The organism is Ramlibacter sp. GS1-15 (assembly GCF_057785015.1).
In genome coordinates this window covers 101016-117179 of record NZ_JBYNTU010000002.1, presented here as the reverse complement: position 1 = coordinate 117179, position 16164 = coordinate 101016, and the positions used below count along the sequence as shown (strand labels likewise).

Here is a 16164-nt window from a genome sequence, read left to right as displayed (position 1 = left end):
GCGTAGAGTACGGTTTCATGAACGCTCCGCTCCACCGCGAAATGCCCGCCGGCCTGCTCGACAGCGCGGCCGCCCTGTCCCAGGTCAGCGAACAATGGGACCGCGACATCGTCAGGCAGCTCACCGACTACATCGCCATCCCCGCGAAGTCGCCCGGCTTCGACAAGGACTGGGTGCAGCATGGTTTCATCGAGACCGTGCTGCGCAATGCCGCCGCGTGGATCGAGGCGCAGAAGGTCGAGGGGCTGAAGCTCGAGATCGTGCGCCTGCCCGGCCGCACGCCGGTGCTGTTCTTCGACATCGCGGCGACCAAGCCGGATGCGAAGCAGACCGTGCTGATGTACGGCCACCTGGACAAGCAGCCCGAATTCACCGGCTGGCGCGCCGACCTCGGGCCGTGGACGCCGAAGTACGAGGACGGCAAGCTCTATGGACGCGGCGGCGCCGACGACGGCTACGCGGCCTACGCGAGCATCTCGGCGATCCAGGCGCTGAAGGCGCAGAAGGTGCCGCATCCGCGCATCGTCGGCATCGTCGAGACCTGCGAGGAGTCCGGCTCGTACGACCTGCTGCCGTATGTCGATGCGTTGCGCCCGCGGCTCGGTGATGTCGGTTTGGTGATCTGCCTCGATTCGGGGGCCGGCAACTATGACCAGCTGTGGCTCACGACCTCGCTGCGCGGCATGGCCAGCGGCACGCTCAAGGTCCAGGTCCTGACCGAAGGCGTGCACTCGGGCGACTCGTCGGGCCTGGTGCCTTCAAGCTTTCGCATCATGCGGCAGGTGCTCGACCGGCTGGAAGACAGCCGAAGCGGGCGCCTGCTGCCGGCCAGCTTCCACTGCGAAGTGCCGGCCGAGCGGCTGGCCCAGGCGAAGGAGACGGCGCGCATCCTCGGCGACGAGGTCTACAAGCGCTTTCCGTGGGCGCACTACGACTGCGGCGGCTCCACGCAGTTCACGCTGCCCACGACGACCGATCCGCTGCAGGCGCTGATCAACCGCACCTGGATTCCGACGCTGTCGGTGACGGGCGCCGAAGGCTTCCCGGCGCTGCAGGACGCGGGCAACGTGCTGCGTCCCTACACGGCGTTCAAGCTGTCGCTGCGCCTGCCGCCGCTGGTCGATGCGCCGCGCGCGGTCGAGGAGCTCAAGACCCTGCTCGAGGACAACGCTCCGTACCAGGCCAAGGTCACCTTCGAGCCCGACCATGCGGCGACGGGCTGGAACGCGCCCACCACCGCCAACTGGTTTGCCCAGGCTCTCGACGAAGCCTCGCAGGCGCACTTCGGCGCGCCCTGCGGCTTCATCGGCCAGGGCGGCACGATCCCGCTGATGAACATGCTGTCCGCCGGTTTCCCGACCTCGCAGATGATGGTGTGCGGCGTGCTCGGCCCGAAGAGCAACGCGCACGGCCCCAACGAGTTCCTGCACGTGCCGTACGCGAAGAAGCTCACGGCGGCCGTGGCCCAGGTGATCGCGCGCATGCCCTGAGCGCCGCGGCGAACCGGCCCGGTTCTTGTGAAATGCGGCACAAGAAAGCCGGGTTGCGCGGCTGAGCTGGCGACGCCATCATCGTCGGCATGGTGCAGGAGCCGAGCGAGAGCACTCTGTCGACTTTCACGTCCAGCGACGGCGAGAACCTCGCGTTGCAGGAGTGGCCCTTGCCCGACGGTGCCCCCTCGCGCGGCACCGTGCTCATCGTGCACGGGCTGGGCGAGCACGCGGGCCGCTACGACCACCTGGCCCGCCGCCTGAACCAGTGGGGCTTCGCGGTGCGCGGCTACGACCATTTCGGCCATGGCGACTCGGGCGGGGCGCGTGGGGCACTGACTTGCGACACGCGCCTGGTCGACGACCTGGGCGACGTGATCGACAGCACGCGCCAGCGCATGGCGGCGGACATGCCGCTCGTCGTGCTCGGCCACAGCATGGGCGGGCTGGTGGCCGCGTCGCTGGTGGCGCTCGCGCATGTGCGCGTGGACGGGCTGGTGCTGTCGTCGCCCGCGCTCGATGCCGGCTTCTCGGGCACGCAGAAGATGCTGCTGGCCACGCTGCCGCGCCTGGTGCCACGCCTCACCGTCAGCAACGGGCTGGATCCGCATTACCTGTCGCACGACCCGGCCGTGGTGGCGGCGTACCAGGCCGACCCGCGCGTGCACGACCGCATCTCGACGCGGCTGGCGCGCTTCATCGCCGACGCGGGCCCGGGCGTGATCGCGCACGCGCCGCTGTGGAGCGTGCCGACGCTGCTGATGTATGCCGGAGGCGACCGCCTGGTCAACCCGGCCGGCAGCCGTGCATTCGCGCAGGCCGCGCCGCCAATGGTGGTGAAGGCGGTCTGCTTCGACAGCTACTACCACGAGATCTTCAACGAGCCCGGCAACGACGCCGTGTTCGACGAGCTGAAGAGCTGGCTGGACGCCCGGTTCGCGCCGGTGCGGACGCCGTCCTGTTAGCCGGAAAGGGACAGGGCGCCCAACACCGCGATCGGCGCGGTCTCAGCCCGCAGGACCCGTGCGCCGAGCGACACCGGCACGAAGCCCGCCTCCAGCGCCAACTGCTCCTCGCGCGGCTCGAGTCCGCCCTCCGGGCCCGACAGGCAAAGCCATTCTTTCGCGCCGGCAGGCCGGTTTGCAAGGAGCGGCACCGCGCGTTCGGAGAGCGCCAGGACGATCCTGTGCGCATCGCCGGGCGCGGGGCGAGCGATCCATTGCTCGAACGTCATCGCCTCATGCACCGGCGGCACGCGGTTGCGCCCGCACTGCTCGCATGCCGCCACGGCGATCGCCTGCCAGTGCTCGCGCTTCTTCCGCGCCCGCTCGCCCTCAATGCGCAGCACGCTGCGCGCGGTCACCAGCGGCTGGAAGGAGGCGGCGCCGAGCTCGGTCGCCTTTTCCACCAGCCAGTCCACGCGATCGTTCGCCGCCAGGCCCACCGCCAGGTGGACGGCGAGGGGCGCCTCGCGCTCGATGTCCTCGAAGGCCAGAACGCGCACGTCCACGCTGCTGCGGCCCATCCGCTCGATCACGGCCTGCCATTGCCCGCCGTCGCCGTTGAACAGCGTCAGCGCGTCACCCGGCTGCATGCGCAGCACCTGCACGTGGCGCGCCGCGCCTTCCGGCAGCGCGAGCGACTGCCCGGGCGCGAGCGGCGTGGGGCAATGGATGCGCGGCACGGGGCGCCTAGACGCGACCGAAGGCGTACAGGGCCTCGCCTTGCGTGCCCTCGATCCGGTCGACCACGTCCAGCAGCGGGGCCAGCTCGCGGTAACGCGACGCGGTGGCGCGGATGTAGGCGATGAAGCGCGGGGCGTCGGCCAGATAGCGCGGCTTGCCGTCGCGCAATGTGAGGCGCGCGAAAATCCCGGCGACCTTCAGGTGCCGCTGCAGGCCCATCCACTCCACGGCGCGGTAGAACTCGCCGAAGTCCGGATCGACCGGCAGGCCGGCCTTCACCGCCTTCTGCCAGTAGCGCACGGTGATGTCGAGCACGAACTCCTCGTCCCACGAGAGGAAGGCGTCGCGCATCAGGCAGGCGATGTCGTAAGTGACCGGGCCGTACACCGCGTCCTGGAAGTCGAGCACGCCCAGCCGCTGTTCCGCCGCGTCGCCGGGAATCATCAGGTTGCGCGGCATGAAGTCGCGATGCACGTACACCGAGGGCGACGCGAGGTTGCGCTCGATGATGAGGTCGAACACGCGGTCCAGCGTCTCTTTCAGCGGACCCTCCACCGCGATGCCGCGGTGCCTGGCGATGTACCAGTCGGGAAAAAGCTGCAGTTCCCGCGCCAGCAGCGCGCGGTCGTAGGGCGGCAGCACGCCCGGGCGCGACGCCAGCTGCCAGGCGATCAGGGCGTCCACGGCGCGCAGATAGAGCTCGCGGTTGGCGTCGGCGTGGTCGCGGTCGACCACCTCGATCATGGTGCGCGAGCCCAGGTCCGTGAGCAGCATGAAGCCGTGCGCCTCGTCCCAGTCGAGCACGCGCGGCGCGTTCAGGCCGGCGTCCAGCATCAGGTGCGCCACCTTGACGAAGGGGTGCGAGTCCTCCTTGTCGGGCGGCGCGTCCATGATGATGCGGCTTCCCGCGGGGGCGTCGATGCGCAGGTAGCGGCGAAAGCTCGCGTCGGACGAGGCAAGGCGCAAGGTCGCGGGCGAAAGGCCGTGGGCGGGCGCGATGCGCTGCAGCCATTCATCGAACCGCGCAGCGCGCTGCGGATCGGCCCAGGGGATCGTCGGGTCACTCATGGATAATCAATTCTACAAATCGATCGATGCCGCACTTGAAACAGAAGGCGATGCGCGCCCGCTTCACGCTGACCCCGGTGGCCCTCGTCGCCTGCGCCCTGCTTCACGGCGGCGTGGCGCGCGCGCAGGCTGCGGGCCCGCCCTTGCAGCTCAAGGCGAGCCCGATGCTGCGCGAGGACATCCCGCCGGCCGTGCGCACCGAGTTGCCCACCTTCGTGACGGGCGACAGCGTGCACGGCACGCCCGACCTCGAAACCGTGGTCGAAGGCCATGCGGTGCTGCGCCGCGGCTCCACCGTGATCCGGGCCGACCGGCTCGAGTACTACGCGCCCGACGACCTGGCCAAGGCCCGCGGCAACGTGCACATCAACCGCGACGGCAACGTGTTCGAAGGGCCGTCGCTGCAGCTGAAAGTGGAGTCCTTCGAGGGCTTCTTCAACCAGCCGCACTACCGCCTGCTGCGCAATGGAGCGTACGGCGAAGCCGACCGGGTCGACTTCATCGACGACAAGCGCAGCATCATCCGCAACGCGACCTACACCACCTGCCCGCGCCGTGGCGGGCCGGACTGGGTGCCCGACTGGATCCTGCGCGCGGCCAGCATCCGCATCGACGAGGAGGAGGAAGTCGGCCAGGCGCAGGGCGCGGCGCTGCGGTTCTTCGGCGTGCCGATCCTGCCGGTGCCCAACATCGATTTTCCGCTGACGGACAAGCGCAAATCGGGGCTGCTGCCGCCGACGATCGGCATCGACAGCGTGAGCGGCATCGAAGTCACGGTGCCCTACTACTGGAACATCGCGCCGAACCGCGACGCGACGATCTATCCCACGCTCATGAGCAAGCGCGGCGTCGACCTGGGCGGCGAGTTCCGCTACCTGGAGCCGAGCTACCAGGGACGCGTGCGCGCCGACTACCTGCCCGACGATCAGCTGCGCCACACCAATCGCTGGGCCTATGCGGTCAAGCACGACGGCCAGTTCGCGACGGCGCTCGGCGGCCTCGGGCTGCACATGGACCTCAATCGCGTCAGTGACGACAACTACTGGCGCGATTTCTCGCGCGGGACGACCTCGCTCACGCAGCGCCTGCTCGGCAACGACGCGTCGCTCAACTGGTCGCGCGGCGATGTCACGGTGACCGCGCGGGCCCTGAAGTGGCAAACGCTGCAGGACCCGACGGCGCCCATCGTGCCGCCTTACGACCGCTTGCCGCAGGTGGCGGCACGCTACGCGCACGATGCCTTCCCGGGAGGCTTCGATGCCTACGCCGAAGTCGACACCACGCGCTTCCGCTCGGACGAAGTGCTGAACAACCAGCCCAACGCCGTGCGCAGCTACGCGCTGGCTCGCATCAGCCGGCCCTGGCAGGCGCCGGGCTGGTTCGTGGTCCCGAAGCTGCAGCTGCACGCCACACGCTACCAGTTCGACGACCCGCTGGTCGCCACCGGCCTGTCCAGCGCCTCGCGCACCGTGCCCACCGCGAGCCTGGACGGCGGCCTGATCCTGGAGCGCGACGCGGCGTTCTTCGGCCGCAGTTTCCGCCAGACGCTGGAGCCGCGCGCGTTCTACACCTACACGCCGTTCCGCGACCAGAACTACCTGCCCAATTACGACTCGGCACGCAACGACTTCAATTTCGCGACGATCTACACCGAGAACGAATTCCAGGGCAACGACCGCATCGCCGACAACAACCTGCTCACCCTTGGCGTGAGCACGCGCCTGCTGGACGCGGACTCCGGCGCCCAGGCGGCGAGCTTCGGGGTCGCCCAGCGGATCCGCTTCAAGGACCAGCTCGTCACCTTGCCGGGGCAGGCGCCGGCCAGCGAGCGGCTGTCGGACATCCTGTTCGGCGCGTCGGTGAGCTGGGTGCCGAGGTGGTCGAGCGACGTCACGCTGCAGTACAACCCCAAGACCGGCCGGTCGGAGCGCACGACGATCGCGGGCCGCTACAGCCCGCGGCCGTATCACGTGATCAGCGCCGCCTACCGGCTGCAGCGCGTGCAGCCGGACCCGAGCGAGCAGGTGGATGTCGGCTGGCAATGGCCCATCAACGACCTGTGGGGTGATCGCGGCGTGGACCTCGGGCCGGGCCGCGGCGAGGGAGCGGGCCGGTGGTACAGTGTCGGGCGCCTGAATTACAGCCTGAAGGACCGGCGCGTGGTCGACATGATCGCGGGCTTCGAATACGACGCGGGCTGCTGGCTGGGGCGCATCGTGCTCGAGCGGCTGCAAAGCGGCACCAGCACCTCCAACACCCGCATCCTGTTCCAGCTCGAGTTCGTCGGCTTCACGCGCATCGGGTCGAGCGCGCTGCAGACGCTGCGGGACAATATCCCCCGCTACCAGTTCCTGCGCGAGCAGACCACGCAACCCAGCCGTTTTTCGAATTACGAGTGATCACCATGAGACAACGCGCCATCGCCCTCGCGCTGGCTTGCGCCGCGCAGGTTGCTGTTGCCCTGTCCTTGCCGGCGGCCGCGCAGACCGCGCCGCAGCCAGCGGACTACATCGTCGCAGTGGTCAATTCCGTGCCGATCACGAACAGCGAGGTGCGTGTGCGGATGCGCCGCTTCGCCCAGCAGCTGGCCGAGCAGGGGCAGACGGTGCCGCCACGCGCCGAGTTCGCCCGGCAGGTGCTCGAGCGGCTGATCAGCGAGAAGGCCCAGATCGAGATCGCGCGCGAGAACGGCGTGAAGGTCGAGGACGCGGTGGTGGACCGGGCCGAAGAGCAGATGGCGCGCAACAACCAGCTGCCGCTGGCCGAACTGCATCGCCGCATCGCGGCCGAGGGCACGTCGGTCAAGCAGTTCCGCGAAGACCTGCGCGACCAGCTGACCCTGCAGCGGCTGCGCGAGCGCGAATTCCAGTCCAAGGGCCGCGTCACCGAATTCGAGATCGACCAGTTCCTCGCCGAGCAGCAGGCGGCGGCCAAGGACCCGAACAAGGCCGAGCTCAACCTCGCCCACATCCTCATCGCGGTTCCTGAAGACGCCACCGACGCGCAGGTCGCGCAGCAGCAGGCGAAGGCGCAGCGCGCGCTCGAACGCGCCCGCGCGGGCGAGGATTTCGCCAAGCTCGGGCAGGAATACCGGGACGGCCGCGACATCGGCGCGACCGGCACGCCGGTCGGCCCGCGTCCGCTCGATCGCCTGCCCCCGCTGTTCGTGCAGGCCCTGCAGAACGTGCCAGAAGGCGGTGTGAGCAACCTGATTCGCTCGGCCGCGGGCTTTCACATCGTCAAGGTCTACGAGCGCCGCAGCGCCGGGCTGGCCGCGGCCGCGACGGTGACCCAAAGCCATGCGCGCCATATCCTGCTGCGGCCCGGGCCCAACCTGACGGAAACGCAGGCCCTGCAACGGCTGGCTGATCTCAAGCGGCGCATCGCGGCGGGGCAGGCCGATTTCGCCCAGCTGGCGCGCGAGTACTCGCAGGACTCCACCGCCAGCAATGGCGGCGATCTCGGCTGGAGCAGCCCCGGCCAGTTCGTGCCCGAATTCGAGGAGGCGCTCAACGCGCTGGCCCCCGGCCAGATCTCCGATCCCGTCATCTCGCGCTTCGGCGTCCACCTGGTGCAGCTGATCGAGCGGCGCCAGACCAAGCTGTCCGACCAGGAGCTGCGCGAGGTCGCGCGCAACATGCTGCGCGAGAAGAAGATGGACGAGGCCTACGAGTCCTGGGCCCAGGACATCCGCGGCCGCGCGTACGTGGAGTACCGCGAGCCGCCCCGCTGAGCGGATTTCCGGCGCGCGACGTGAAGCACATCCCGCGCAAGCGCTTCGGCCAGCATTTCCTGGCCGACCCGGCGGTGATCGATGCGATCGTGCGGGCGATCGCGCCCAAGCCGCGCGACGCCATGGTGGAGATCGGCCCGGGCCTTGCCGCATTGACGCAGCCGCTGGTCGAGCGGCTCGGGCGGCTGGCCGTGATCGAGCTCGATCGCCACCTCGCCGCGCGGCTGCGCACGCACCCGCAACTCAGCGTGACCGAAGCCGACGTGCTCACGGTCGATTTCCGTGCGCTCGCGCGCGAGCTGCAGGCGCCCAGGCTGCGGGTCGTGGGCAACCTGCCCTACAACATCTCCACGCCCATCCTCTTTCACCTGCTCGACCACGTCGATGTGGTGGCGGACCAGCATTTCATGCTGCAGAAGGAGGTGGTCGACCGGATGACGGCCGCGCCCGCCACCGCCGATTACGGGCGCTTGTCGGTCATGTTGCAGTGGCGCTACGAGATGGAGAACGTCCTGCACGTGCCGCCCGATGCCTTCGATCCGCCGCCCAAGGTGGACAGCGCGGTGGTGCGCATGGTGCCGCTCGTCCAGCCCGAAGCGGTCGATGCGAAGCTGCTGTCGGAGCTCGTGCAGGTCGCGTTCAGCCAGCGGCGCAAGCTCCTGCGCCACACGCTGGGGCGCTGGCTCGACCAGCGTCGTTTCGCCGGCGGCTTCGACCTGCAGCGCCGCGCCGAAGAGGTGCCGGTGGCCGAGTACCTCGCGCTCGCCCGGGACGTGTAACGCTCTCTTGTGTTCGGCCCGACTGATCCGTAAACTTCCGCGAAATAGTTCACGCCTGTAACCATTGAGTTCGCTCGAGCTTCCCGTTCTGAGGTTCGGACTGGCCGGCTTCTCGCCGGAGCAGGAGCGCGCGATCGAGGCCGCCGCGGCGGCGAGCCGCATCACCCACTGGACCAGCGGCGCGCTGGCCGGCGCGGACGCCTGGTTCCTCAACGGGCAACGCACGCAGCACCTGGGTGAGGGCCGCATCCGCGTCGCATCGCGCCAGGCCGGCGGCCGCTCGACCCAGCTGCAGCTGGTGGACGCGCGCCGGCCCATCGCGTTTGCCAAGCCGCTGCCTGTCGGCCTGCAGGGCGCGACGGCGTTCGACATCGCCGACCCGCACTCGATCCTGGAAACCATCGGCGTGTTCGAGTTCGTGCTGGCGGCCACCGCCGCGCAGTTCCTGCTCGCCGGCCAGATCGTCGACCACGAGGAAACGCTTGTCGCCGGGGTCGTCGAGTTGCGCGCCAAGGGGCAGCTGATCGCCGTCGTGGACATGCAGGGCGAGGCCTGCGTGCTGCCGAGCGCGCGGCCCGCCAATTTCGACGCCGGCGTGTGGACGCCCATCGGGCGCGATCGCATGCGCGTGCCGGCGAACTTCGCGCGTGTGAATCTCGGGCAGATGATGTGGCGCTACGCGTCGCGCAGCTCGCGCGACCTGCTGCCCGGGCGCTACCGCAAGGGGCGGATCTTCTTCCGGCGGCCGCCCCGCATCGACCCGGTGCTGGTCGACGAGGAGCACCTGCTGGTGATGCGCGAGGTGGCCTTCCGCCCCGGCACGTTCGAGGAACTCAAGGGCCGGCTGGGCATGGCGGACGACCTGCTGGCACGTGCGCTGGCGGCTCTGTATTACGTCGGCAGCATCACGACGAACCCGTCACGCGCAGGCGCGGCCTCGGCCGGCGAAGACAGCGGGGTGCGTCCGGGCATGCCGCTGGAGACCCAGGACCTGCACCAGCTGACGGCGCCCTCCCCGGTCGCGCTGCTCTGAAAGCAAAAGGGCTGCCCGAGGCAGCCCTTTCTTTCGCGCCAGGCGCGTGATGCAGCTCAGGCCGCGGCCAGCCAGTACCCCGCGTTGAACGGGCTGGACATGCGCAGCGCCAGCGGCGAGACGTCCACCAGCTTGTCCGTGGGCATCTTCTCGCCGCCGTTGTCGGCGGCCTGCGGGTGCTCGGGGCCGTGCGCCTCGGCCGTGCGCTCGCCCTGGGCCTGCGCCGAGCGGGCGACGGAGAACGAATAGAAGCAGCGGAACGGCACCTTGCGCTCGGCCCAGTAGTCGGCCGTGTCGCGGAAGATGTCCAGCAGCTGCTCGCGCGCTTCCTTGTCGAACTTGCCGTTCGCGGGGATCGACTCCAGCACCACGATGAAGCCGGGCTGCGGGCCCGATTTGTGCACCGGGTCCGTCATGCAGTCGTACAGCGCGTCGAAGTTCTTGCCGAAGTGCGCCGGCAGGATGAACTGCTGCGCGATCAGGTCCAGCACGTCCTGCTTGCTCTGGGCGGTGGCCAGGTTCGCGTACAGGAAGTGGTGGCCGAGTGCGCGGGCGGCATCCTGCAGGTCCTGCACGCGGAACGCGCGGATCGACTGCACGATGTTGGGCCGCACGCCCTTGAGCGTGGCCTCGGGGGTTTCACTGGCACGAAGTGGCGTATCCATCTCCGCTACTCTTTCCATAGTCACAAACATCTCGTCCCGCTTCATTGGGGCTTCACTCCACGATCATCCGAAAACTGGCGTAATGGTCAGCGGTGTAATAACACGCGCGTGGCGCCTTGATCGGGCCGCCACACACGATGCGCCGGGCTCCCCGGTCGCGCGATCCTGGCGTCGGCACCGTGTATTCGCGGTAGAAACCGCGCGTGGCTCGCGGAAGCACACGCTCCCGGTTGCCGAACACGACGCCATCCTTGCCGTAGGGGAACGGTCCGCCCTGACGGATCAGTTCATAAGTCGCCCGGCCCTGCGGCGGCAGCTCAGCAACATGGATGACGGCTGGTGGGCTGCCATCGACAGAGCGGTCCGGCTGCGACCTGGCTTGCGCCAGGGGGGCGGTGACCGCTGCTGCCAGGAGGACGCTAGTTAGCGCAAACTTGACGGCGGCGATGCGCGCCATGCACGGACCTTCTTCGGTGACCTTCGGGGGACGCCTTCCGGGCTTGGGAAGTTCAATGAACCTCGGGTTTACCCGGAAAAATTCAGCCGCTAGTGTGACCTATCCCACCCCAAAAGGCAAGCGGCTGCCCAATATTTGGGCAGCCGCCGAAGGTGCTTTCCAGCTCAACGCTTGACTTTTAAGTTAGCGCCAGCTACGCGGTGGTGGCTTGTCTTGCCGCGTTCGCGTCGGCGACCGTCAGGGCCGCCATGTTCACGATCCGCCGCACGGTGGTGCTGGCGGTGAGGATGTGGACCGGCTTGGCCGCCCCGAGCAGCACCGGGCCGATCGCGATGTTGCCGCCGGCTGCCGTCTTCAGCAGGTTGTAGGAGATGTTGGCCGCGTCGATGTTGGGCAGGACCAGCAGGTTGGCGTCGCCGGCCAGGCTGCTGTGGGGCATGATGAGGTTGCGGCCGTGCCCATCCAGCGCGACGTCGCCGTGCATTTCGCCGTCGACCTCCAGCCAGGGCGCCTGCTCGCGCAGCAGGGCCAGCGTCTCGCGCATCTTCACCGCGCTCGGCTGGTTGCTCGAGCCGAAGTTGGAATGCGACAGCAGCGCCGCCTTCGGCTTGATCCCGAAACGCATCATCTCCTCGGCCGCCATCACGGTGATCTCCGCCAGCTGCGCGGCACTCGGGTCGTAGTTCACGTGCGTGTCGACCAGGAACACCTGCCGGCCGGGCAGCACCAGCCCGTTCATGCAGGCGTAGGTGTTGCAGCCGGCGCGCCGCCCGATCACCTGGTCGATGTAGTGCAGGTGCATGGACGTCGTGCCCCAGGTGCCGCAGATCATGCCGTCGACCTGGTCCTTGTAGAGCAGCATCGAGCCGATCAGCGTCAGGCGCCGGCGCATCTCGATCTTGGCCATCTGGGCCGTCACGCCCTTGCGCTCGGTCATGCGGTGGTAGGTCTGCCAGAAGTCGCGGTAGCGCTCGTCCCACTCGGTGTTGACGATGTCGTAGTCGAGCTCTTCCTTGAGGCGCAGGCCGAACTTCTCGATGCGCTGCGCGATGACCGCGGGACGGCCGATCAAGGTGGGCCGCCCGATCTCCTCGTCCACCACCACCTGGGCGGCGCGCAGCACGCGTTCCTCCTCGCCCTCGCAGAACGCGACGCGCTTCTTCTTCGCGACCTTCGCCGCCGTGAAGATCGGTTTCATCGTCGTGCCCGACGCGTAGACGAAGCTTTGCAGCTTGTCGCGGTAGGCGTCCCAGTCCTTGATCGGGCGCAGGGCGACGCCGCTGTCGGCGGCGGCCTTGGCCACGGCCGGCGCGATCTTGATCATCAGGCGCGGATCGAAGGGCTTGGGGATCAGGTAGTTGGGGCCGAAGGACAGTTTCTCGCCCGCGTACGCTGCCGCCACCACTTCGCTCTGCTCGGCCTGCGCGAGGTCGGCGATCGCGTGCACGGCGGCGATTTCCATCTCGTCGGTGATCGTCGTCGCGCCGGAGTCGAGCGCGCCGCGGAAGATGTACGGGAAGCACAGGACGTTGTTGACCTGGTTCGGGTAATCCGTGCGGCCGGTGGCCATCACCGCGTCGCCGCGCACGGCCTGGACTTCCTCGGGCGTGATCTCCGGGTTCGGGTTGGCCAGTGCCAGGATCAGCGGCTTGGCCGCCATCTTCTTGACCATCTCGGGCTTGAGCACGCCCGCGGCCGACAGGCCCAGGAAGATGTCGGCGCCCTCGACCACTTCCGACAGCGTGCGCGCGGACGTCTTCTGCGCGAACTGCGCCTTGTCCTCGTCCATCAGCTCCTTGCGGCCTTCGTAGACGACACCGGCGAGGTCGGTGGCGAAGATGTTCTGCTTGGGCAGGCCGAGCTTGATCAGCAGGTTCAGGCACGCCAGCGCCGCGGCGCCCGCGCCGGAGGTCACCAGCTTGACGTCCTTGATGTCCTTGCCCACGACCTTCAGGCCGCTGATGATGGCGGCGCCCACGACGATCGCGGTGCCGTGCTGGTCGTCGTGGAAGACCGGGATCTTCATGCGCTCGCGCAGCTTGCGCTCGACGTAGAAGCAGTCCGGCGCCTTGATGTCCTCGAGGTTGATGCCGCCGAAGGTCGGCTCGAGCGCCGCGATCACGTCCACCAGGCGGTCGAGGTCCTGCTTCTCGTTGATCTCGATGTCGAAGACGTCGATGCCGGCGAACTTCTTGAACAGCACGCCCTTGCCTTCCATCACCGGCTTGGCGGCCAGCGGGCCGATGTCGCCCAGGCCGAGCACGGCGGTGCCGTTGGTGATCACGGCCACCAGGTTGCCGCGGCTGGTGTACCGGAACGCGTTGTTGGGGTCCTTGACGATCTCCTCGCAGGGCGCGGCGACGCCGGGCGAGTAGGCAAGCGCGAGATCGTGCTGGTTGAGCAGCTGCTTGGTCGCGGCGATGGCGACCTTGCCGGGCGTCGGGGTCTCGTGGTATTCGAGGGCGGCGCGCCGCAGTTCCTGGCGCTTGTCGTCGGCGGCGTTCACCGATTCAGTGGTCATGGGGCCTTGTCTCCTGGCGCGCCGCTTTTCGATGGCGCAGCTTCGTGGGGGATGGGATTGTAGTCCTCGGGTGGGTAAACCCTAGTACGCGCTTACGCGTACGGCCGGGTCGGGTCGCGGAACGCGTGCCAGGGGCCCACGGGTATCATGGCTCTCGCAAGGAGCGGACGCCATGGGCCTGATGGATTTCATCAAGAAACAGTTCATCGACATCCTCCAGTGGACGGAGCCGGACGACGGCATCCTCGCCTGGCGCTTCCCCATGCAGGACATGGAGATCCAGTACGGCGCGTCGCTGACCGTACGCGATTCGCAGATGGCCGTGTTCGTGAACGAAGGCAAGGTGGCCGACGCCTTCGGGCCGGGCATGTACAAGCTCACGACGCAGACGATCCCCGTCCTCACCTACCTGAAGAACTGGGACAAGCTGTTCGAGTCGCCCTTCAAGAGCGACGTCTACTTCTTCTCCACGCGCCTGCAGACCGACCAGCGCTGGGGCACCCCGCAGCCGATCACGATCCGCGACAAGGACTTCGGCGCCGTGCGGCTGCGCGCCTTCGGCAACTACGCCTACTCGGTGGCCGACCCGAAGACCTTCTACCAGCGCGTCTCGGGCACGCGCGACCTCTACCGCGTCGAGGAGCTCGAGCCGCAATTGCGCGGCCTGTTCCTGCAGAACATCTCGGACGCGATCGCCAACAGCGGCGTCGCCTTCCTGGACCTGGCCGCCAACCAGAACGCGTTCGCGGCCGCGCTGAAGGCGCAGCTCGCCCCGGCGTTCGAGGCACTGGGCCTGAAGCTGGACATCGTCACCGTGCAGAACCTGTCGCTGCCCGAGGAGCTGCAGAAGATCCTCGACCAGAGGATCGGCATGGGCATGGTCGGCAGCGACATGGGCAAGTTCATGCAATACCAGACCGGCCAGGCCATTCCCGAGATGGCCAAGGGCGCGGCGCAAGGCGGGGGCGGCATCGCGGGCGACGCGATGGGGCTCGGTGCCGGTGTCGCGCTCGGCCAGGTGCTCGCGCAGAACCTGCAGAAGGGCCTGCAGGCGCCGCCGGCCGAGCCGGGGCCCGCCGCGGCCGCGGCCATCAAGCCCGAGGACGTGATGGCGACGCTCGAGAAACTCGGCGACCTCAAGGCCAAGGGCGTCCTGACGCAGGAAGAGTTCGACGCGAAGAAGACCGAACTCCTGAAGAAGCTCGTCTAAGCCTTGGGCGAGACGAGCCCGCAGCGCGCGTACCGGGCCGCGTGCCCCGGCTGCGGCGCGCCCGTCGAATTCCGCAGCGCCCAGTCGGCCTATGCGGTCTGCAGCTATTGCCGCAGCACCATCGTGCGCGACGGCGCGACGCTTTCGCGCATCGGCAAGATGGCCGAGGTCTTCGAGGACTACAGCCCGCTGCAGATCGGCGCGTCGGGGCGTTGGCTGGGCAACAAGGCCTTCACGCTGGTCGGCCGGCTGCAGTACAAGGGCGAAACCGGCACCTGGACGGAATGGCACGCGGTCTTCGACGACGGCGCATGGGCCGTGCTGGCCGAGGACAACGGCTCCTACGTGTTCGCGCTGCCGACGGAACTGGGGCGCGAGGCCCCGCCGGCGCAGAGCCTGCGGGTCGGGGCGACCACCTCGGTCGCGGGCCGGCCGTTCGCCGTTGCGTCCAACGTGCAAGTGGCCCTGATCTCGGCGCAGGGCGAGTTGCCGAAACTGCCGCCGCTGGGCACTCCATTCGCGATGGTCGAACTGCGCAGCAGCGAGGGCGAGGTGGTCAGCATCGATTACGGCTCGCAGCCGCCGGTGCTCACGCGCGGGCAGGCGGTGCAGCTCGGGGGCCTGCAGATGACGGGCCTGCGCGAGGAGGCGGCCAAGCAGGAGGCCGGCCGCCAGTTCGCGTGCCCGCACTGCGGCGCGCCGGTGGAGGTGATGCTCGCGTCCAGCAAGTCGATCACCTGCCGCTCGTGCCACAGCATCATCGACCTCACGCGCGGCATCGGCGGAGAACTCGCGCACGCGACGCAGGACGAGCCCGTGCAGCCGCTCATCGCGCTCGGCACGACGGGGCAGCTGCAAGGCGTGCAGTGGCAGGTGGTGGGCTACCAGCACCGGATGGGCCACGAGCCCGGCGACGAGGACGAATCCTTCGGCTGGGACGAATACCTGCTGTACAACGCGAAGCGCGGGTTCAGCTTCCTGGTCGACAGCGAGGACGGCTGGAGCCTCGTCAAGCCGACCACCGGCGCGCCTTCGCTCGCGCCCAACAGACAGAGCGCGGTCTACCTGAACGAGGGCTACAGGCTGCTCTACAGCTACGAGGCCGAAACCAGTTACGTCGCCGGCGAGTTCTACTGGCCGGTCGAGCGCGGCCAGAAGACCTTCAATCGCGACTTCGCCAAGGGCGGCAACTTGCTGTCGATGGAGGAGACGCCGCGCGAAGTGACCTGGTCGAGCGGCTCGAAGATCTCCAGCGACACGGTCGCCGCGGCCTTCAACCTGCAGGACAAGCGCGAGATGAGCAGGCGCGGCGACGCCGGCCCGGTCACGCCCGGCCAGGGCTGCGCCGGCGTAGGCTGCGGCACCATCGTGCTGTTCCTCACCGTCATCCTCGTGATCCTGCTGGTGGTCAAGGCCTGCAGCGAGGACGACGCCGCGCGTTCGGGCTACTACGGCGGGCGCACCAGCGGCGGCTCTTACGGCGGCTATTCCGGTGGCGGCGGCCACAAATGATTCTTCAATGA

The 16164-nt window shown here is 68.7% G+C and carries 12 protein-coding genes and 1 pseudogene; 8 read left to right on the top strand and 5 right to left on the bottom strand.

Features of this window, described 5'->3' with window-relative positions; translation table 11 throughout:
• Positions 1 to 17 precede the first annotated feature (17 nt).
• The gene (locus AC3EF3_RS19545; protein ID WP_488533931.1) at positions 18 to 1490 is read left to right on the top strand and encodes a M20 family metallopeptidase; all 1473 of its coding nucleotides are present in this window, start codon (positions 18 to 20) and stop codon (positions 1488 to 1490) included.
• An 89-nt stretch (positions 1491 to 1579) separates the two neighbouring features.
• Complete coding sequence (locus AC3EF3_RS19540; protein WP_488533930.1) at positions 1580 to 2455, top strand: alpha/beta hydrolase; 876 nt, start codon at positions 1580 to 1582, stop codon at positions 2453 to 2455.
• Here the strand turns inward: AC3EF3_RS19540 and AC3EF3_RS19535 are convergent.
• A complete protein-coding gene (locus tag AC3EF3_RS19535; protein ID WP_488533929.1) occupies positions 2452 to 3174 on the bottom strand; it encodes a 16S rRNA (uracil(1498)-N(3))-methyltransferase in 723 nt (240 codons plus the stop codon). The genes AC3EF3_RS19540 and AC3EF3_RS19535 overlap by 4 nt on opposite strands.
• 7 nt (positions 3175 to 3181) lie before the next feature.
• Positions 3182 to 4243 carry an aminoglycoside phosphotransferase family protein gene (locus AC3EF3_RS19530; protein ID WP_488533928.1) on the bottom strand — a complete coding sequence of 354 codons (1062 nt, stop codon included), beginning with the start codon at positions 4241 to 4243 and terminating at the stop codon, positions 3182 to 3184.
• Positions 4244 to 4269: 26 nt separating this feature from the next.
• Between AC3EF3_RS19530 and AC3EF3_RS19525 the strand changes: the two genes are divergently transcribed.
• The 4 genes from AC3EF3_RS19525 to AC3EF3_RS19510 all read left to right on the top strand — a co-directional run bounded on the left by AC3EF3_RS19525 (position 4270) and on the right by AC3EF3_RS19510 (position 9788).
• Complete coding sequence (locus AC3EF3_RS19525; RefSeq protein ID WP_488533927.1) at positions 4270 to 6642, top strand: LPS-assembly protein LptD; 2373 nt, start codon at positions 4270 to 4272, stop codon at positions 6640 to 6642.
• 5 nt (positions 6643 to 6647) lie between these two features.
• The gene (locus AC3EF3_RS19520; protein ID WP_488533926.1) at positions 6648 to 7976 is read left to right on the top strand and encodes a peptidylprolyl isomerase; all 1329 of its coding nucleotides are present in this window, start codon (positions 6648 to 6650) and stop codon (positions 7974 to 7976) included.
• A gap of 20 nt (positions 7977 to 7996) precedes the next feature.
• The gene (gene rsmA, locus AC3EF3_RS19515; RefSeq protein ID WP_488533925.1) at positions 7997 to 8755 is read left to right on the top strand and encodes a 16S rRNA (adenine(1518)-N(6)/adenine(1519)-N(6))-dimethyltransferase RsmA; all 759 of its coding nucleotides are present in this window, start codon (positions 7997 to 7999) and stop codon (positions 8753 to 8755) included.
• Positions 8756 to 8819: 64 nt separating this feature from the next.
• The gene (locus AC3EF3_RS19510; protein ID WP_488533924.1) at positions 8820 to 9788 is read left to right on the top strand and encodes a hypothetical protein; all 969 of its coding nucleotides are present in this window, start codon (positions 8820 to 8822) and stop codon (positions 9786 to 9788) included.
• Between the two features lie 239 nt (positions 9789 to 10027).
• Here AC3EF3_RS19510 and AC3EF3_RS19505 read toward each other — a convergent pair.
• The 3 genes and pseudogenes from AC3EF3_RS19505 to AC3EF3_RS19495 form a co-directional block, all read right to left on the bottom strand.
• Positions 10028 to 10453, bottom strand: a pseudogene (locus AC3EF3_RS19505) (barstar family protein); the annotation flags it as partial.
• A gap of 52 nt (positions 10454 to 10505) precedes the next feature.
• Positions 10506 to 10910, bottom strand: coding sequence for a guanyl-specific ribonuclease (locus tag AC3EF3_RS19500; RefSeq protein ID WP_488533923.1), 405 nt, complete (start codon positions 10908 to 10910; stop codon positions 10506 to 10508).
• Between the two features lie 193 nt (positions 10911 to 11103).
• Entirely contained in the window at positions 11104 to 13431 is a 2328-nt protein-coding gene (locus tag AC3EF3_RS19495; protein WP_488533922.1) for an NADP-dependent malic enzyme, read from the bottom strand.
• Between the two features lie 172 nt (positions 13432 to 13603).
• Between AC3EF3_RS19495 and AC3EF3_RS19490 the strand changes: the two genes are divergently transcribed.
• Both AC3EF3_RS19490 and AC3EF3_RS19485 read left to right on the top strand, forming a co-directional pair.
• Positions 13604 to 14641 (top strand): SPFH domain-containing protein, encoded by a 1038-nt coding sequence (locus AC3EF3_RS19490; RefSeq protein WP_488533921.1) that lies wholly within the window; start codon positions 13604 to 13606, stop codon positions 14639 to 14641.
• A 3-nt stretch (positions 14642 to 14644) separates the two neighbouring features.
• Positions 14645 to 16153 carry a DUF4178 domain-containing protein gene (locus tag AC3EF3_RS19485; protein WP_488533920.1) on the top strand — a complete coding sequence of 503 codons (1509 nt, stop codon included), beginning with the start codon at positions 14645 to 14647 and terminating at the stop codon, positions 16151 to 16153.
• Positions 16154 to 16164: the final 11 nt, after the last annotated feature.